General features: G+C 38.8%; 20 protein-coding genes. 4 read left to right on the forward strand and 16 right to left on the reverse strand.

Annotated elements, in window-relative coordinates:
• The first annotated feature begins 219 nt into the window (after positions 1 to 219).
• Positions 220 to 543: a DUF6897 domain-containing protein gene (locus tag BUQ87_RS15515; RefSeq protein ID WP_038265386.1), complete on the forward strand. Its 324-nt coding sequence runs from the start codon at positions 220 to 222 to the stop codon at positions 541 to 543.
• An 81-nt stretch (positions 544 to 624) separates the two neighbouring features.
• Positions 625 to 1,431, forward strand: coding sequence for an ion transporter (locus BUQ87_RS01870; RefSeq protein ID WP_038265383.1), 807 nt, complete (start codon positions 625 to 627; stop codon positions 1,429 to 1,431).
• Positions 1,432 to 1,604: 173 nt separating this feature from the next.
• Here the strand turns inward: BUQ87_RS01870 and BUQ87_RS01875 are convergent, their stop codons facing one another.
• The 4 genes from BUQ87_RS01875 to BUQ87_RS01890 all read right to left on the reverse strand — a co-directional run bounded on the left by BUQ87_RS01875 (position 1,605) and on the right by BUQ87_RS01890 (position 4,392).
• Positions 1,605 to 2,336, reverse strand: a complete 732-nt coding sequence (locus BUQ87_RS01875; protein ID WP_074210016.1) for an ABC transporter permease — start codon at positions 2,334 to 2,336, stop codon at positions 1,605 to 1,607.
• Positions 2,326 to 3,057 (reverse strand): ABC transporter permease, encoded by a 732-nt coding sequence (locus BUQ87_RS01880; RefSeq protein WP_038265379.1) that lies wholly within the window; start codon positions 3,055 to 3,057, stop codon positions 2,326 to 2,328. The genes BUQ87_RS01875 and BUQ87_RS01880 overlap by 11 nt, the downstream gene beginning before the upstream one ends.
• A gap of 1 nt (position 3,058) precedes the next feature.
• Positions 3,059 to 3,913, reverse strand: a complete 855-nt coding sequence (locus tag BUQ87_RS01885; protein ID WP_038265375.1) for an ABC transporter ATP-binding protein — start codon at positions 3,911 to 3,913, stop codon at positions 3,059 to 3,061.
• 140 nt (positions 3,914 to 4,053) lie between these two features.
• Positions 4,054 to 4,392, reverse strand: a complete 339-nt coding sequence (locus BUQ87_RS01890) for a hypothetical protein (RefSeq protein ID WP_038265372.1) — start codon at positions 4,390 to 4,392, stop codon at positions 4,054 to 4,056.
• A gap of 359 nt (positions 4,393 to 4,751) precedes the next feature.
• On the opposite strand from BUQ87_RS01890, the gene BUQ87_RS01895 reads away from it, so the two are divergent.
• Positions 4,752 to 5,897: a hypothetical protein gene (locus tag BUQ87_RS01895; protein WP_038265370.1), complete on the forward strand. Its 1,146-nt coding sequence runs from the start codon at positions 4,752 to 4,754 to the stop codon at positions 5,895 to 5,897.
• An 87-nt stretch (positions 5,898 to 5,984) separates the two neighbouring features.
• The gene (locus BUQ87_RS01900; RefSeq protein WP_038265367.1) at positions 5,985 to 6,425 is read left to right on the forward strand and encodes a hypothetical protein; all 441 of its coding nucleotides are present in this window, start codon (positions 5,985 to 5,987) and stop codon (positions 6,423 to 6,425) included.
• Positions 6,426 to 6,480: 55 nt separating this feature from the next.
• On the opposite strand, the gene BUQ87_RS01905 is transcribed toward BUQ87_RS01900, so the two are convergent.
• The 12 genes from BUQ87_RS01905 to cysC form a co-directional block, all read right to left on the reverse strand.
• Positions 6,481 to 7,776, reverse strand: coding sequence for an MFS transporter (locus BUQ87_RS01905; RefSeq protein ID WP_330391186.1), 1,296 nt, complete (start codon positions 7,774 to 7,776; stop codon positions 6,481 to 6,483).
• Between the two features lie 37 nt (positions 7,777 to 7,813).
• Positions 7,814 to 8,350 carry a GNAT family N-acetyltransferase gene (locus BUQ87_RS01910; RefSeq protein WP_038265365.1) on the reverse strand — a complete coding sequence of 179 codons (537 nt, stop codon included), beginning with the start codon at positions 8,348 to 8,350 and terminating at the stop codon, positions 7,814 to 7,816.
• A gap of 211 nt (positions 8,351 to 8,561) precedes the next feature.
• Positions 8,562 to 9,026 carry a hypothetical protein gene (locus BUQ87_RS01915; RefSeq protein ID WP_038265361.1) on the reverse strand — a complete coding sequence of 155 codons (465 nt, stop codon included), beginning with the start codon at positions 9,024 to 9,026 and terminating at the stop codon, positions 8,562 to 8,564.
• A gap of 301 nt (positions 9,027 to 9,327) precedes the next feature.
• On the reverse strand, positions 9,328 to 10,260 hold the full coding sequence (gene cysK, locus BUQ87_RS01920) for a cysteine synthase A (RefSeq protein WP_038265358.1): 933 nt from the start codon (positions 10,258 to 10,260) through the stop codon (positions 9,328 to 9,330).
• A 67-nt stretch (positions 10,261 to 10,327) separates the two neighbouring features.
• Positions 10,328 to 10,762 (reverse strand): RrF2 family transcriptional regulator, encoded by a 435-nt coding sequence (locus BUQ87_RS01925; protein WP_038265355.1) that lies wholly within the window; start codon positions 10,760 to 10,762, stop codon positions 10,328 to 10,330.
• Positions 10,763 to 10,904: 142 nt separating this feature from the next.
• On the reverse strand, positions 10,905 to 11,147 hold the full coding sequence (locus BUQ87_RS01930; RefSeq protein WP_052636139.1) for a DUF2061 domain-containing protein: 243 nt from the start codon (positions 11,145 to 11,147) through the stop codon (positions 10,905 to 10,907).
• A gap of 11 nt (positions 11,148 to 11,158) precedes the next feature.
• A complete protein-coding gene (locus BUQ87_RS01935) occupies positions 11,159 to 12,928 on the reverse strand; it encodes a sulfate adenylyltransferase subunit 1 (RefSeq protein ID WP_187655936.1) in 1,770 nt (589 codons plus the stop codon).
• 57 nt (positions 12,929 to 12,985) lie between these two features.
• Positions 12,986 to 13,867 carry a sulfate adenylyltransferase subunit CysD gene (gene cysD, locus BUQ87_RS01940; RefSeq protein ID WP_038265352.1) on the reverse strand — a complete coding sequence of 294 codons (882 nt, stop codon included), beginning with the start codon at positions 13,865 to 13,867 and terminating at the stop codon, positions 12,986 to 12,988.
• Between the two features lie 149 nt (positions 13,868 to 14,016).
• Positions 14,017 to 14,787, reverse strand: a complete 771-nt coding sequence (cysQ, locus tag BUQ87_RS01945) for a 3'(2'),5'-bisphosphate nucleotidase CysQ (RefSeq protein ID WP_038265350.1) — start codon at positions 14,785 to 14,787, stop codon at positions 14,017 to 14,019.
• Between the two features lie 15 nt (positions 14,788 to 14,802).
• A complete protein-coding gene (locus BUQ87_RS01950; RefSeq protein ID WP_038265347.1) occupies positions 14,803 to 15,111 on the reverse strand; it encodes an indolepyruvate ferredoxin oxidoreductase subunit alpha in 309 nt (102 codons plus the stop codon).
• The gene (locus BUQ87_RS01955) at positions 15,095 to 16,783 is read right to left on the reverse strand and encodes an adenylyl-sulfate reductase subunit alpha (RefSeq protein WP_038265345.1); all 1,689 of its coding nucleotides are present in this window, start codon (positions 16,781 to 16,783) and stop codon (positions 15,095 to 15,097) included. The genes BUQ87_RS01950 and BUQ87_RS01955 overlap by 17 nt, the downstream gene beginning before the upstream one ends.
• Positions 16,773 to 17,372, reverse strand: a complete 600-nt coding sequence (gene cysC / locus BUQ87_RS01960; protein ID WP_038265343.1) for an adenylyl-sulfate kinase — start codon at positions 17,370 to 17,372, stop codon at positions 16,773 to 16,775. The genes BUQ87_RS01955 and cysC overlap by 11 nt, the downstream gene beginning before the upstream one ends.
• Between the last annotated feature and the right edge of the window lie 11 nt (positions 17,373 to 17,383).

A 17,383-nucleotide genomic window follows, 5' to 3' on the forward strand; every position in this document is an offset into this window, starting at 1 on the left:
GACGGGATATTATTTGATATCCCGTCTTTGTTTGGGGGATTTTACTGGGGTAATATTCCATGCTATATCAGAAAAGGATTACTTTATGAGAATGTGTTTAAATATTGAACAATATTTTTTTAGTTTTATCGTTTATGATAATAACATTTCCGAAATTGGGAATATATAAATTATAAAGCAGTCTGAGTTATATCTACTTTTTCATAGGCGGTGATAATTTTGAGCCCTGCAGTATGGATAGCGATTTATTTGCCCACATTTGTACTGTTCTTTATTTTAATACCATCAGAAAGAAGGATTATTACTGCTAAGAGCAGACAGAGAAAGAAAAGAGGTGTTCAAATGTCAAATGATTTAATCAAAAGCTATATCGGTAAGGTCTGTAATATATCATCTGGTTCATTTGGTCCTACCTTCAAACGAGTGAGAATTATTGAAGTAGTCGACAATTGGATTAAGGTTGAAGGAAAAGGAAAAACAGATTTGATCAATATAGATTTTATCCAAAACATCAAGATACTATCGGATAAGCACCAAGAGTAACTTTCTATTCGTGGTGCGCGAGCTTGAATAATAGCATACAGCTGTCTGCACCTTTATGTCCTTCGTTCGAAGGAGGAAAATATGACCAATAAGACATTGAATAAAAAATCGAGAATTTATTATGAAGTGATGATTGCTCTATTAGCAGTAATTGCAGTATCTATAACTTTTCTTGATTTAATGGGTAAAGTTGACATAGAGTCCTCGCCAAAGCTTTACTATGTTGAGCTTTGCATTTTAATCATATTTACAGTCGATTACTTTTCTAGGCTGTTTTTATCCACTGACAAGCCTGCCTTTTTCAAAGAAAATATTCCAGATTTAATTGCCATTATACCCTTTAGCTCTTTCTTTAGAATTTTTAGAGCCGCAAGGCTATTCCGGATAATGAGGTTTGCACGAATTTTTAAATTTCTAAAATTTATTATTTTTGCTAAAAAGCTTAAGCGTAATATTAATAGCTTTGTCTATACAAATGGTTTTATTTATATAGCATATATGACTGTTGCAGTAATTTTGTTTGGAGCAATAGGAATCTACCACTTAGAATACGGCTTGACAATTAACAAATTTGAAGATGCGCTTTGGTGGAGCTTTGTAACTGCAACAACTGTTGGATATGGAGATATATCTCCCGTGACTTCGTCGGGAAGAATTCTGGCTGCAATGTTGATGCTTGTTGGCATAGGATTCATAGGTATGCTAACCGGTACAATTGCAACTTACTTTTTGAGTAGCAGAACTGTTCAAGTCGAAAAAAACCAAAGTAGAATTGTTGATTTATCTGAGTTGAGTGAGGATGAATTTAAAGAAGCATTGAGTTTTATTCAATATTTAAATTCAATATTTAAAAAACAAAAGATAGATCAACGTAGCTGTTTTATGTAAAAAGAGGTGCGGATTAATAAGACTCACACCTCTTTTTTTGATATTAAATCAATATGATCCTTTACTTCTGGTAAATCAACTCGGATACATTCACTTATTTAGAGATCATCTAAAGCTATATATGCATGGAACCATTATTTAGCGATAACTGAAATTGTCACAGAAAACTAACTCTAAGATATTCTACGCTTGAACCGCCTAAAGCATAAGGCGATCAAAATTAGAATGTATAAGAATCCCGCCAGCGAATATCCCCAATATGGCATAAATCCGAATGATGGATTCGCCAGTTTGTTTATAGACATAGCTGGCCAGTATCCTGGAATACAGCCTAAAAGCAGGTTCCATTTTTCAGGAACGTAGAACGCAGTTAAAGGCAATATTATCATTAGACTCGTACCTTTTACAAGTGCAAAGCCCTCCACTCTGTTATTTGCGAAACTGTTTATCAGAATCATGCTAAATGGCGCTGACATAGCAATCAATGTGTTTATAACGAATGACTCTACAAAACTGATAGTAACCAAATCTAAAAACCAGGTGATGAACATGCCCGATAGTATTGAGACTATGGAAAAAAAGAATACTTTAGTGCCTAAATAGTGGGACAGTGTTAAAGGTGTCACTCTTATGGCCAGAAGTACATTTTCCTCTCTCTCGTCCAGCAGTGTGAATGCCGCGAGCGCTCCGTAAATATACGGATTAGCAATAATGAAGAACACCAATATTGCGGGATAATGGTTCATCAAATCAAAGTCCTCTATAAAGGCATCCCTGAAAAATGGGATTGATAATTTTCCAACCGCTGCCAACAAAGCCGGATATACCAACAGCAGGAGCATCAGGTTATCTTTGCCTATTCTCTTGATCTGATAAACAATGAGTTTGATATCCTTATGCATCAATATCACGACTCCTTCCTATAATTCTCCTGTTGAAATGTTTTATGCACAATCGGTAAAGAGCATGTATTGCAATCGTGTTGTAAATCACCGCATAAACAATGTCATACCAAGGCTTTGGGGTCAATATTGACTGCAGCAGTATGACTAGGCCGTAGGAGGGCATTATATATATGATATGTCTAAATCCTTGAAGCGACGCAATGTCAAACATCCAAAGCAGCGGCATGTTGAAAAATGTAAATAGAACGCCCATAGGAAACAGAAAATCTGTAAAAGTTTTAAAAAAACTGCTCAGCAGGAATCCGAGCAACGTATAAAATGCTGAAGCCACTAGTACCGATAAGAGCATATACATGTAATTTGCATTCAAGTTCTTGATGAAAGAGACGCTGGCCACTACTGCTGTAGTCACCAGCAAGACATAAAGAGATAGCGAAATGACCTTGGATATCAGGTATTCACTTGTTTTTAGCGGTGTCGTAACAATAGAGTATATAAAGCCCTGTCCCCTCTCGAAATAAACTATAGCACCCATGAACAGCAATCCCATTGTGGCCAAGTCCGATAGTAAAACGATTGGAATTACATACTGCATGTATTCAGCTGGAAAGAGGATTATGACACCTATCCACATTACCGTTAAGACGAAGCCAACTGCATACAGCTTGTTACTAATCTGGAATCTGACATCCCACTTAATTGTGCTTAGAAATTTATTCATATCAACCAAGTCTCCTTCCGGTAACTTTAATGAATACATCTTCAAGTGTCATTTCCTGAGAGTGGATAGTCCGTATTTTATGGGATTTCAATATGTCGAGAAACGGCTGATTGTACCCAATACCATCTAAACTAAATGAGTTTGCCTTTATGCCTCCATTGGCATAATACTCGACTTTGACCATGTTTTTGCCATGTTTCAATTTCAACTCCTGTGGATTATCCAGTTCTATAATTTTACCGTCTACAATAAAAGCAAGACGGTTGCAAAGGTCGTCGGCAATTTGCATGTTATGTGTTGAGATAACTATAGTTTTGCCTTTTGCCTTTTCATTTAGTATGATGTTTTTTATTGTTTTTACATTGACCGGATCCATGCCTATGGTTGGTTCGTCAAGGAAAAGGATATCACCATTGTTTAGCAGCGCCCTGGCAAAATTGAGCCTCATTTTCATACCCTTTGAGAAATGCTCCACCCTTTCATTTTTAGAATCGAGCAGTCCAACGGCATCCAGCAGTTCCTCCAAGTTCCAAGTTGGCCCCGAATAGAGGGATTTGAAAAATTTCAGATTGTCAATGGCCGTCAGTTTAAGAAAATGATTTGGAAGTTCAAAACCCACGCCGATTCTTTCATAAATCTCAGACCCAAAACTCTTCAGGTCTCTGCCGTAAATTTCTATATAGCCTTCATAATTATCCAGCAGCTTGATCATTATGTTTTGAGTAGTTGTTTTACCAGCTCCCGAAGGTCCAAGAAAACCAAATATTTCACCTTCGGCTATATCAAAGCTGATGCCTTTAATCACCTCTACGTCGGATGACGGGTAACTATACCTTAGATCTTTAATTTTGATCATATAAACAGCCTCCCTCTTTAAAAATATATGTTAGTACATAAATACTTCTAATAGGATGCCCCGACATTTTTGCAGGGTTTCATAAATACTCTTCTTAAAAAAAGAGCCACGAGGCTCTGTTCAACAGATTGATATTTTCATCATGTTTTCAATTTTTTAATCCTTTCAAGAAAAGACTTTTTATCATACTCTGTAACAAATTGCTTGACTATGTCCGTTGGTTCCAAATCCATATACTCAAACGCATATACAAAGCAACCCATAAGGCTTTCAAACTGATATCTTATTTTTAACAACTCGGCTTCAAACATCTCACCCTCAATTCGCTCTGAATCTCTATAACAATATTGATTCTCCTCCATATTAAGAATGTCCTCATATAGGGATATTAGATGATTGTAGCACGAGAGAAAAATGCCGCTTATAGCTTGATCATCATATATAATATCTTTTTTTAAAAGTTTTTCATTACCGTACATTGCACTCACCCTTTCTCAATGAAAATTTCATCACACATCCTTATCTCAGTTTATATTCTTATACCCTAATAACATAACAATAAATTTTATTAAATAGATGTATGAATTGTGCACAAAAATCAATTGTAATTCACAGCATTTTGGCTGATCCTAGCTTATTTGATTAAAAGAAAATCCATCCAACAAGTAGAAGACATACTTGATTTTTCATATAGTAATTTTACAGCGTATTATATGGGTATTAAAAATTATATGGCAAGTCCATATCAACTGTTTACATATATAGCTATTGGCAATTATCCCCTATGATAAATATTCATAACGGTAATACTGGCGGCTGTAAGAGAGGATGATGCATAATGAATGATATATTAGAAAAACTGACCAAAGAGGGCCTTAAAAAGATTTTAGGGCTTGAAACAGCTTATAAATACAATAAATCCGATTTGATCAATATGGTGCTTGATAAAATTGACGGTAATGAGGTTTTGATCAAGAGGATTTTCAGGGATTTTTCAGCCGAGCTTGCTGTTCATCCGTCAGATGTTGAAAAGATGCTCAAGTGCACTAGATGGGAGAGAGATCGCTGGACAAAGGATGGAAAGCTGAAAGTCAGCCATATGGATGAATTCAACAAATGGGGTAAAACCATTAAATGTCCTATGTATGATAGGTATTCACTAATGCATATTACGCCAAAACATTTGGAAAGCTGGAGAACAGAGCATGAGGAAGCAAAGAGGAGCAACAGAAAAAAGACAGCTCAAAGAGCTAAAGAAACAGCAACTTCAACCATTATGAAAAAAGATGATTTTGAGCACGATTGGAAAGATACTGTGAAAGAGTGGGCAAAGGAGGATATGTACATGAGTGCAGCCTTTCAGCTTGCATATTGGACTGTGATTGTCTCGAGATGGGCTAAGGAATATCATATGAAAACCTGCAGTGCACGCATTGGCAAAAGAGATGAGTGCAGAGCTAAGAAAAAAAATTACTACAACATGAAGGACGAAGCCCTTATCCTTTTGACCAAAACGCCTTTTTCAAAGATTTATTTTTATAGGCCGGACAACCCCGATAAGATGGACTTGTATTTTTGTGACAAGCATTATGAGGATTGGGTGGATCAAAGGAGCTATGCTGTATTCATGGACAGGTGGATGTATTTGGGTATGAATGAGGAAGTGATTAAGGGATGTTCTGATTGCAGGTGCGATATAGATGAAGACTATTATTCACGCTATTATATTAGAGTAGAGGATTGTGATAAGGCTCCTAACGTTTACTTTAAATTCTATATACCATATCCAAAGGCAAAGCAATTTTTACCGGATCCTTCAATGTTGGAAATGGTTTATCACAGACAGGAGGTTAATGACAGCAGCCTTCTCAGATTTGGGCGAACCCTTTTTGATGATGAAAAGATAATATATAGCGAGCAGACTGTACAAAAGCATTTTGAAGAGGCTATGGAAACGTTAAAAATGTATATAGATGAGAGTTAAAATGGCTTCTTCTATATTATGCACATCTGTATAGAAAACAATATGGCCATCTGGTATTACTCGTGAATTTTCAAAGGAGTGATTGATATGAACAGGCATTATGTGCATACGCAAATAGGATACCTGCTTATAATAATATATTCTTTTGTGCTGGCTGTTGTCACTTACCAAGTGATTATTTCTGGATTTGATTTGATAGCCGCATGGGTGTTAGTCCTTATTGTAATTGTAATGGCATTGTTTACAACTCTAACAGTTGAAATTGATGAAGAATTTTTGAGGATTAGGTTTGGAATAGGGCTAATCCGAAAAAAATTAGCACTGAGTGAAATAAAATCATGCAGCATTGTAAAAAACCGCTGGTACTATGGCTGGGGAATTCACTTGACTCCCCGAGGATGGCTTTACAACGTTTCCGGATTTGATGCTGTTGAAATAGTAATGAAGAGCGGCAAAAAATACCGAATAGGTACAGATGTTCCAGATGAACTCGAAAAAGCCCTCTGCCAATCGGCTGACATCAAATGAGATTAAAAGGTAAGAATATATGAATGAAAAGGAGGGGCCTTAAGGCCCCTCCTTTTCATTTTTCAGCCGGCAATTTTGCAAGTATTACTCCACCTGTAATGAATAGTGCAACAATGCCGAAGACTGCATTTTGTGATTTGCCCGTGATTTGGGATATCATCCCGAATATGAGCGGGCCCATTATCGAAGCGAATTTGCCGAATACATTGTAAAATCCGAAAAACTCATTTGACTTTTTTTCCGGTATGATTTTACCGAAATACGAACGGCTTAACGCCTGTATTCCGCCTTGAGAAGAGGCGACCAAAAGTGCAAGAACCCAGTATTCCGATGCTGAGTCAATCTGATATGCGAAAATACATATGAAAATGTAAATATAAATCGCCACATGTATCATCCGTTTGCTTGAGTAAATCTCTGAAAGCTTTCCATAGAGCAGCGCAAATGGAAATGCTGCAATCTGAGTCACAAGGAGTATAGCCAGCAAATCGCCCGTGCCTAGGCCGATGTCAATACCATAAGCTGCAGCCATTTTTATTATTGTGCTCACTCCGTCAATATAGAAAAAATAGGCAGCAAGAAACATGAATATATGCCTATTTTCTTTTATGTGAACAATTGTGTTCAACAGTCGCTTAACGCTCATTTTAATTGGATTTGGCTCAATGTCAATATAGAATACCTGCTTGACATTCTTTATAAGGGGGACTGAAAAAACTCCCCACCAGATGGCTGTGATGACAAATGCAATTTTATATGATGTGATTTCCAATATGCCTATTTTTGAATGGAATGCAATTATGAGTATGCTTAATGTAAAAGGTATTGTGCTTCCAATATACCCGAATGCAAAACCCACTACTGAAATCTTGTCCATTCTGTTTTTACTTGTGACATCTACAAGGAATGCATCGTAAAAAATATTGGCGCCTGCAAACCCTATCATGCTCAAAATATAAAACAAAACTAATATGTGCCATCTGGAAATCGTCACAATTGAAAGCATGGCTGTAAAAACAACTCCCACTCCCCAAAACGACAAGAATAGCCTCTTTTTATTTCCTTTGTAATCACCCAAAGTTCCAAGTAATGGTGCCATTATAGATATTATTAATGTTGCAATTGTATTTGCATATGCCCAGTAGGCGGTTGAAATATTTAATTCTAACCCCGCCTGGGAGGACGTTATTTTATAGTATATAGGCAGGATGGCCGTCATTATTGTGATTGAATAGGCGGAATTTGCCCAGTCGTACATAATCCAGCTTTTTTCCTGTATTGTAGTTTTCCCCATGGGCATCACCCTTTCATTAAAGCAATATGATAGTGGAGTTATATTATGAATACCCATTTAGAGTCACATATCTTACCATCCACGTTCTCTTAAATTAATCTATTAGTAAGCCCATGCTTATAGAATCATACAAATTTTCATCTATAAGAAAGTCTCGAGTAAGCATTCCTTCTTCTCTGAAACCATACTTTTTATATAGCTGGATTGCATTTTCATTGTCAGATCTGACCCTTAAATTTATTTTTCTAATAATTCTTGTCTCTTTTGCCCATTCAATCAAAAATCCAATAAGAAGACCTCCTATGTCAAGCCCCCAGCAGGGTTTCCTTACAGTTATACCCATTTCTCCAACATGCCTTATTCTGTTTCTCTCGCCGCCCCTGAACACAATCAAGCCAACAATTTCACCGTCTATAAGAGCTACAGCCATGAGTGAATTTTTTTTAACATTTATGGATTCGATACTACACTCTTCTCTTTTAATGTTAAAGTCCATCTCATCAGTCTCAAATGTACGATAGTCAGGCTCTTCTCCTACAAGTGATTTGTACTGAATTATATTGTGTGCATCTTTCGGATTAGCTTTTCTTATTATTATTTCTTTTCCATTTTTCAATATGTGTTCATTCATAATTTCCCCCTTTTGTTTTTAATAAGTACTGCATCATGTATTTTAGCATTATTGCAGTGCTGCGCTTTTATACTTTGATTTTTCAATTATATTACCATAGATATAGTCAATTTTGTGTTTTGATGTTATTATCATTTACGATAATAACAATTTAAGAATATGTGTCCGTTTATAACTGGCTGCATAAAAAAGCAGGGATTCCCCTGCCAGTCTACTCTTCATATGCCAATATTTTTCGGTTTTTATACAGATACCACATTCCCCAAATGCCATATATTGTGATGGCTGAAAGCAGTATCGAATAAGACGCATAATTTGTAAAATTAAATCCAGGCACATTTTTTGCGTATATCAATATGAATATTGAAACCATGGGCCAATAAGCTGTAATCGCAAGGGCTCCTGTCATTGCAATTACACCCCACATTTTTCTAAGCCACAGCCCTATAAGACCTATTGCTAGTATTGGAGTGTATATGATGGTGTCCCCGACTCCAAATCCCTTGTTTACGGCCACTCCCATTTCGCCAATTATGTCCTTTGATTCCTGCAGCCCTAGTGAAACTGTGAAGTCATAATTGATGAAAGCCATCATTTGCCCGACAATCAATATCAAAAGTAGCAGTTTACCCATGATCATTATAATCCAAAATCCTTTGGTTCTCTTTGCTGCCATAATCCTCCCTCCCTTTATAAGTTCTCACGTCCTGCAATGTGACATTTAATAATCGATATGTTAATATCTTATTACCCTAATCACTGTTGATTACTAAAGTATAATTAGTAGTTGCCCGAGGGCAAACTAAGTGATCTTTAAAAACTTCACTATTCCTAAAAAAATCCCTCGGGATTCTCCGAGGGATTCAATATGTGGATTGTTTTATATTTAAATATACATATCGCACATATATTTATTTAGTTTATGACATTACACGCTTTTACCAGTTTGAACATGTTCAGCATGTTCCGGCCTTGGATTATTCTGCAAACAGCTCTGTAGATAGATATCTTTCACCGGAATCAGGCAGTATTACAACGATATTTTTCCCTTTATTTTCAGGTCTCTTTGCAATCTGCGTCGCTGCATAAAGCGCTGCACCTGAAGAAATGCCAACCAGCAATCCTTCCGCCCTCGACACCTTCCTTGACGCCTCAAATGCATCTTTATTGCTGACTCTTACAATTTCATCAATTATTTCAACATTCAAATTCTCTGGTATGAATCCTGCACCTATCCCCTGAATCTTGTGGGGACCAGGACTATTGCCTGAAATCACAGAAGAGTCCATTGGCTCAACCGCGATTACCTGCACACCTTCTATTTCCTCTTTTAAAACCTCTCCAACTCCTGTGAGTGTTCCTCCTGTCCCCACTCCGGCTACGAATATGTCAACCTTTTTATCCGTATCCCTCAGTATTTCTTGAGCAGTTGTCTGCCTGTGTGTCTGCGGGTTTGCCGGATTTACAAACTGCTGGGGAATAAATGACTTTTCATACTCCTTCGCGAGTTCCTCCGCTTTTTCTATAGCGCCTTTCATTCCCTTTGCTCCAGGTGTAAGAACAAGTTCTGCACCAAGTGCCGAAAGTAGGTTTCTTCTTTCAACACTCATAGTATCAGGCATTGTAAGTATCAAACGGTATCCTTTTGCAGCAGATACAAAAGCTAGTCCAACACCGGTGTTTCCACTTGTCGGCTCAATTATAACCGTATCTTCGTCTATAAGCCCTTTTTCAATTGCATCTTCTATCATGCCGTATCCAATCCTGTCTTTTATACTTCCAAGTGGATTGAAGTATTCCAGTTTTGCAATAATCTTTCCTTCCACCTTATTCGCCACATTGTAATTAGTCAACTCAAGCATTGGCGTGTTGCCTATAAGTTCCGTTAAACTCTTTGCTATTTTACTCATAAGTATCCTCCTCTATAATCGTTTTAGACAGTGCTTTTAATCCATTTATTCTCAAAATCCAAATTAACTATATATAATACATATACTTTGAACTATCAGTTTTTTTCTTGTAATCTTCAACCATATCCAAAAGTGTGAGCTCTTGAATAACCTGCATAATACTTTCATCTACTTTTGTCCAAAGTAGTTCTATAATGCATTCGTCAAGAATATCCTCGTTATCCTGATCTTCTGAAAAAGACAGGTTTCCTTCAAGTGTCTCAAGAAGTTTTTTCATGGTTATTTTCTTAGGTTCAAAACTCAACTCATAACCGCCTTGAGGGCCTTTAATGCTGTCGACAAGGCCGCTTTTTTTCAGCAGCGAAAATACTCTTTCAAGATAGCGCTCTGAGATGCCCTGCCTCTCAGCGATCTGCTTGAGAGGCACCGGACCTGTAGTTCCATTTATAGCAAGGTCTACCATGGCCTTGATTCCATATCTGCTTCTTACTGAAATTTTCATTTATTACACTTCTCCTATCGGTTTTACGTAAAAAATAACATTTACAATTCCTCTTGTCAATAGTAATCTCGGAAGCAGCAGTTCCATCAATATTGGCATATATACCTCAACAGCCCTGTTTTTAAACTGTTTCACAATATCTCTATATATGGTACTCTATTGTATCCTTTACCTCTACATTTTCCCAGGCCCTTTCATGCAGATAGTAAATAAACATCTTTATGAACAATTCCAAAAGTGCTACAGTTCCGGCAAACTTCATTTGCCCGCTCAACATAAACACAAGCGCCAGTGTGGTTGTGGTTGCAGTAGCCCTCCATGTAATGGTCTTGAACAAGCTTCTTTTTTTGCTGGTCATATATAGGCCCCTTTTTTTTATAGTCATATGCAACCTCCTTATCCAGCTTTGAATATTATGCCTTCCTTCTCAAGATGTTTTTTTATCTCAGAGACCCCACCATCTACTGTCACATCGCCTTTAATATCAATATCATCGGAAATATTTTCCTCGTTATCTCTGCCTAGCCATACTTTTAAAATATCATTTTCATCAATTCTAGTCCCGATAATGTCAATTTCCTGCTCACCCAGTCCAGAAGCAACCGCAATTACAATGTTGCCAGCTTCAATAAGCAGATTTGACGTATCAGCAAATCTTTTCATATGTTCATTTCCATAAGGATTAAACTCGCTGACGACAGCTCCATTTTTTATTTTCCCTATTCCAATGAAAAAGGCATTTTTTCCTTCTTCAATAAGCTGTTTTTCAAGCTGCTTTCCTATCTCATAAATGTTGGAATCCTCATTTCCTGCCAGCAATACTAGTGTTGGTGTTTGCCCGTACTTTTTAGCTCTTTTCGTCTTTGATATCAGGCTCTTTTCCCATATATAACTGTTTTCATAGACGCCTTCGCCTGTTTTGTTTTCTTCGGAGTCTAGCGACTCCACTACTATTCCTCCGCCTGAAATTTCATAATCATCCACTATGACAAATCGGCTTGTAGCTGAAAGCTTATCCGCCAGGTCAAATGCAATAGGTTTGGCAGTTTTAAATATGATTTCAGCGACATCATGTCTGTCAACATGGCCTTTTTGTTCATTCTTTAAATTTGATGCATCAATGACCCTTACTATTTTTTCAACTTTTGCAATTGATTTGGCCGTTCCAATTTTCAGCATATATTCGCTGCCTATTGTAATAGGCTTGGTTCCAAGCCAAAATATATTCCCCCTTATCCTGGTTGAGTAGTCGAGCCTTTGTTCACTGGCTAGCGCCGCCACCTCGCCTCTCTTTACATAAATCTGCTCATCCAATGTAAATCCTGTGGCATATCCGGAATGCGCCTCTTTTATATCGCTTTTATTCAGACTTTCAATGGTTTTTACTCTGCTCTTTTTTCCTGACGGGTAAAATACCACTTCATCCCCGACTTTGAATTTTCCGGTCTCTATGGTTCCAGCTACAATTCTCCTCTTGTCGCCTTTTTTAGTAAATTTATATACTCCCTGAATAGGCATTCTAAAAGGCTGGTCCAACTCCGGCCTCATTGTCTCAAAGCTGTCAAGCAGGTCAAGTACTGATTTTCCGCCATACCATGGCGTTTCTTTGGATTTTTCTGCAATATTGACGCCTTCAAAACCGCTCACAGGTACAAACGCTTCCGGCTTGATATCTATTTGCTCCAAAAATTCTGTATAGCCCTCTACTATCTTTTCATATATCTCTTCGTCATAATCCACCAGATCCATTTTGTTGACTAACACTGCAATTTTCTTAATCCCAAGCATAGACAGCAAATATCCGTGTCTTTTTGAATTTTCCTTTATGCCTTCATTTGCATCAATTACCAAAAGAGCAACTTCGGCCCTCGATGCGCCTGTAACCATGTTCTTTAGAAATTCAATATGTCCGGGAGCATCAATTATTATATAATCTCGCTTTTTTGTGTTGAAAAAACATCTGGCTGCATCAATTGTAATCCCCTGTTCCTGCTCATCTTTTAAAGCATCCAGTAGAAATGCATACTCAAAAGGCTTTGAGCTCCTTCTACATTTTTCCTTCACCTGTTCAAGCTTTCCCTTTGGAAGTGAATCTGTATCTGCAAGCAGCCTCCCGATGATAGTACTTTTACCATGGTCAACGTGCCCAACGATTACAATGTTCATACTTTCTTTAATAAAATCCAGACTATTCAACTTAAATCACCGCCCCGTCTTATTGGTCTACATATATCCATCTTTTCTAAGTTCCTCAAGCCCACCGCCGTCTTCTTTGTCCTGAGCCCTTCCTGACCTTTCGGCAATATTGGAAAATTTCCCTATCTTGAGTTCTTCTATTATTTCACGCACATTCCTCGCAGTGGATTCCACAGCCCCGGTACATGGATAGCAGCCTAGCGACCTGTACCTCGTTCCGCTTCCCTGGTCAAAATAGAGCGATACCATAGGTATGTTCTCTCTTTCTATATACTCCCATATGTCAAGTTCGGTCCAGTCAAGCAGAGGATGTATACGTACATGAGTGCCCGGAGCAAAATCAGTCTTATACTGGTTCCAAAACTCCGGCGGCTGGTCGCCTAAATCCCAGTCATTGTTTACATTTCTAGGTGAAAAATACCTTTCCTTGGATCTGCTGCCTTCTTCATCCGCCCTTACACCAACTATTACTCCTGTGTATGGCTCTGTGTTCTTATCCAGCTCGTATCTATCAGTGTCATGGTTGAACCTGTATCTCGGCCATTTGCCGTTCAATGTATTCTTAAGCGCTTCGGACTTAAGATTTTTACAGCACTGCATGCGAGTTACATTACCGTCCGGAAAAGTCAGCTTTTTTTCAATTGCTTCGCTATTCTCGCCATAAATCATGTCCAGCTGCCATTCCCTGGCCAGTCTATCCCTGTGCTCTATCATCTCGGGAATCTTGTAATGTGTGTCGACATGTATAAGCGGTATGGGCACATGCCCAAAGAATGCCTTTCTTGCCAGCCAAAGAAGCACTGTGCTGTCCTTGCCTATCGACCACAACATCCCAAGATTCTTGAATTCACTGTATGCCTCTCTCAATATGTGTATACTCTTGCTTTCCAATTTATCTAAATGATTCATTCTACACCTCCGGTATATCGATCGCCTATACCCATTTCACCCATCGATTTAGTCGGTTATTATCCGCAATGCATCTGTTCTTGAGTAATATTCTACCAATGAAATAGATATTCGTCAATATGAAATTCCGATTATTCATTTCATAAGCATCATATAAGCTTGTTTTCTATTCTATTTATCACATAAAACCCTTTTTCATTGAGTGTATTGCGCTTGTTGTATATGAGCCTTGTATCGTCAATTTGATTTACTATTCCTCCAGCTTCTTCCACTATGCAGTGCATTGCAGCCGTATCCCACTCTCTCGTCGGACCAAATCTGTAATAGACGTCGGCATCGCCTTTGGCGATGAGGCATCCTTTAAGAGAGCTTCCAGCCTCCTTTACATCCCCTATTTTATCTCTGTTTTGCTCGATGAGCCTGTCTACAGCTTCGCTCCTATGAGATCTGCTAACTAGAATGGTTAAATTCGAAGTCCTTTTGCTTGTTGAAATTGTTTGATCCACGCATTTTTTTCTGTGAAAAGCCCCCATGCCCTGCTTGGCAAAGAACAGCTCGTCGGTTACAGGGATATATACCACCCCGATTTTGGGATGTCCGTCTTTGACTAGTGCTATGTTTACTGTGAATTCTCCGTTTTTGTTTATGAATTCCTTGGTGCCGTCAAGCGGATCAACAAGCCAGCAGTATTCACTTTCAAGCCTCGATAGGTCGTCTTGCATTTCTTCTGACAATACCGCATGGTCTGGAAATTCCTTTTTCAAACCCTCCACAATAATTCTGTTTGCAGCTTTGTCCGCGTCAGTCAGCGGGGATTTGTCCTCCTTAAGCGAAATTTCAAATTTCGAATCATATATTTCGAGGATTTTTTTCCCCGCTGACACCGCCAGTTCAATCGCCACCTCTACATCTCTATTCAAAAAATCACCGCCTCACTAATATTTGTTTGAGTCCATAGGGTCAACTTCTATATTTACTCTTTCTGCACCTTTAGCTATTTTCCATTCAACGCGTCCAGAGTTTATCCTGACTGTCATCGAAGCTTCATTTCCGCCTACATCCGCTCCCAGGGTAAGCTCTATGGCCTCAAATTTGCATTCCTTCATGCAAGCAGTACAGCCCCAGCACTCTTTTGGAAATTCTATAGATGCCTTCTTTCCTTTCATGCATATAAGGTTTCCCGGACATATATTCGAGCATTTTCCACATCCTATGCATTTTGAACTGTTAATTCTTATGCTCATATGCCTCATCCTTTCCAACTATGCCCCTAAATACAATTTTCACACGGCCTTCTTCAAGCAGGGAATTGACATGCTTGGTCCAATTGACATCGTCCTTATGCGGATAGTCCCCGTTTTCCTGATAGCCCTTCCACCTTGTCTCCTTGCGGGCCTTCAAGTGGTTTATGAGAACTTTAGCCACATATAGGCGGTCCCTGTTTTCAAAAATCTGCATCATTTCATACATGTCAAGCGCTTTTAACTTTTCATTTTCCAAAAGTATATCATCTATGCTTTTTTCGGCGACTTCCAGCTTTTCAGCCGTATATATATAATTTTGTGATATCCCTCCTGCGAATTTGTCCATTACGCTTTGCATGTTTTCCTCGGTTTTCTTTATGCTGTCTATATTCGATACAGGAGATACCTGTATATTATTCAATTTATCCAAAACCGCGCCTGAAAAACCCTCTTCCATTCCCAAATGGTCTAGAAATTCGATTTCACTTAAAATGGATTCTGCTGCAATCTCTCCTTCGGCAAAACATCCTGTAACATATTTCTTGGGGCTTCCTCCGGCAACATCTCCTATTGCATATAGCCTGCCCAGCGTAGTCTTCCTGCTGGTATCGACCCAGTATCCGCTGGCTGTATGCCCCCCTACGATATATGGTTCCGTTGCGCAGATTTCAACATTGCTCTTAGATGGAAACATACCTGTTTCAAACCACTTCAGCACTTGAGACGGTGCCATGTTCAAATATGCCTTAAACAAATCTGTTTCCTGCTCACCACTTATTCCTTTTGTTTCAAGAAAACATGATCTTCCTTTCATGTTTTCCATGGCAGTCGCATAAAGCCTCATAGGCGTTGTAGCTTTTCCGTAGTCCTTTACATAGTACTTGCCATCTGAATTTATTTGCTTTACATTCAGCCCTTGAGCTATAGTTCCAGTAGGAGCTATTGTATCCTTACACCTTAGTGCTATAAACCTCATTTCGAAAGTAGTCATTTCCGCACCGGCCCTTATTCCCATGGCGTAGCCCGCGCCGGTATTGAAGGGACTGTACCACATCTTGTGTCTTGAATGACCAGGATTGTTAGGCTTGTATATTCCAGACGCCCCACCAGTTGCACATATTGTGACCCTGCTTTGTATAAATACAACTTCTCCCGTTTCCAGTGAAATGCCGTATGCCCCGGCCACCTCTCCATCTCTGACAATGAAGTCGATTATATTGACTCTGTTCATGACTTCAATATTTTTGAATTCGCCGACCTTGTCAGCCAGCAATGGCTTTATGTTTTCGCCGTTTATCTTTACGCTTCTTTTGCCTCTCATCACATAATTTCCATTTTCATCTCGTAAGACAGGCAACCCATAGCCGACAATTTTATCAGTCACGCCGTTTAGCCTCTTGGCAATGGTATATACAAGGTCATCCCGCACTACATTTTCAGAATCATTCTTTACATACTCCAAAAAAGTATCCGCCGACTCTCCCTCTCCAATAAATGCATTCAGTGCATTGACGCCAGCGGCAAGGCAGCCGCTTCTTCTGATGTTTGCCTTGTCAGCGACTATAATCTTTAAGGATGATTTTTCTGCAAGCGATATGGCGCTGAAGCATCCAGCCGCACCGCCTCCGATAATCAAAACATCTGTCGAGACAACTCGGGATTTAAGTTTCATTGTATCTCTCCTCAATAAATGCAATTATCATGTCAATACATTCTTCTACTGGACTGCTCGCTGTATTTACTGTCACTTCAGGCTTTTTGGGTATTTCATACGGAGATGATATCCCTGTGAATTCGCTTATTTCTCCCGCTAGTGCCTTCTTGTAAAGCCCCTTGGGGTCTCTGTTCATGCAGGTTTTAATGTCACAATCAACATATACCTCCACAAATCCTTCTCCAATAAGATTTCGTACTGCAGTTCTGTCATTTTTGAAGGGCGATACAAATGTCGCAATTGTAATGATACCCGCATCAACAAATAGTTTGGCAACTTCTCCGATTCTTCTTATGTTCTCTGTTCTGTCTCTTTCCGAAAAAACCAAGTCACTGTTTAGTCCGTGCCTGACATTGTCCCCGTCGAGCAGATATGTTGCCCTGCCAGCTTTATGAAATCGGTGTTCAAGTGCAGCTCCTACTGTGGATTTGCCTGATCCCGAAAGGCCCGTCAGCCATATCAAAATCCCCTTTTGCCCAAGGCTTTTTTCCCTCTGCTCTTTATCTACTTTCATTTCATGCCAGACAATATTTTTAGTCTTCTTCATAAAATCCCAAC

Origin of the sequence: Peptoclostridium litorale DSM 5388 (assembly GCF_900141635.1) — a bacterium.
In the GTDB taxonomy this organism is placed as follows: domain Bacteria; phylum Bacillota; class Clostridia; order Peptostreptococcales; family Peptostreptococcaceae; genus Peptoclostridium; species Peptoclostridium litorale.

Coding starts and splice junctions, on each gene's coding strand:
- BUQ87_RS01885 (WP_038265375.1), bottom strand. CDS start 3,913: ATGATCAAAATTAAAGATCTAAGGTATAGTTACCCGTCATCCGACGTA.
- BUQ87_RS01890 (WP_038265372.1), bottom strand. CDS start 4,392: ATGTACGGTAATGAAAAACTTTTAAAAAAAGATATTATATATGATGAT.
- cysC (WP_038265343.1), bottom strand. CDS start 17,372: ATGAAGAAGACTAAAAATATTGTCTGGCATGAAATGAAAGTAGATAAA.
- BUQ87_RS01950 (WP_038265347.1), bottom strand. CDS start 15,111: ATGAGCATAAGAATTAACAGTTCAAAATGCATAGGATGTGGAAAATGC.
- BUQ87_RS01910 (WP_038265365.1), bottom strand. CDS start 8,350: ATGAATGAACACATATTGAAAAATGGAAAAGAAATAATAATAAGAAAA.
- BUQ87_RS01870 (WP_038265383.1), top strand. CDS start 625: ATGACCAATAAGACATTGAATAAAAAATCGAGAATTTATTATGAAGTG.
- BUQ87_RS01930 (WP_052636139.1), bottom strand. CDS start 11,147: ATGACTATAAAAAAAAGGGGCCTATATATGACCAGCAAAAAAAGAAGC.
- BUQ87_RS01900 (WP_038265367.1), top strand. CDS start 5,985: ATGAACAGGCATTATGTGCATACGCAAATAGGATACCTGCTTATAATA.
- BUQ87_RS01925 (WP_038265355.1), bottom strand. CDS start 10,762: ATGAAAATTTCAGTAAGAAGCAGATATGGAATCAAGGCCATGGTAGAC.
- BUQ87_RS01915 (WP_038265361.1), bottom strand. CDS start 9,026: ATGGCAGCAAAGAGAACCAAAGGATTTTGGATTATAATGATCATGGGT.
- BUQ87_RS01895 (WP_038265370.1), top strand. CDS start 4,752: ATGAATGATATATTAGAAAAACTGACCAAAGAGGGCCTTAAAAAGATT.
- cysK (WP_038265358.1), bottom strand. CDS start 10,260: ATGAGTAAAATAGCAAAGAGTTTAACGGAACTTATAGGCAACACGCCA.
- BUQ87_RS01955 (WP_038265345.1), bottom strand. CDS start 16,783: ATGAAACTTAAATCCCGAGTTGTCTCGACAGATGTTTTGATTATCGGA.
- BUQ87_RS01905 (WP_330391186.1), bottom strand. CDS start 7,776: ATGGGTATTCATAATATAACTCCACTATCATATTGCTTTAATGAAAGG.
- BUQ87_RS01880 (WP_038265379.1), bottom strand. CDS start 3,057: ATGAATAAATTTCTAAGCACAATTAAGTGGGATGTCAGATTCCAGATT.
- BUQ87_RS01935 (WP_187655936.1), bottom strand. CDS start 12,928: ATGAACATTGTAATCGTTGGGCACGTTGACCATGGTAAAAGTACTATC.
- cysD (WP_038265352.1), bottom strand. CDS start 13,867: ATGAATCATTTAGATAAATTGGAAAGCAAGAGTATACACATATTGAGA.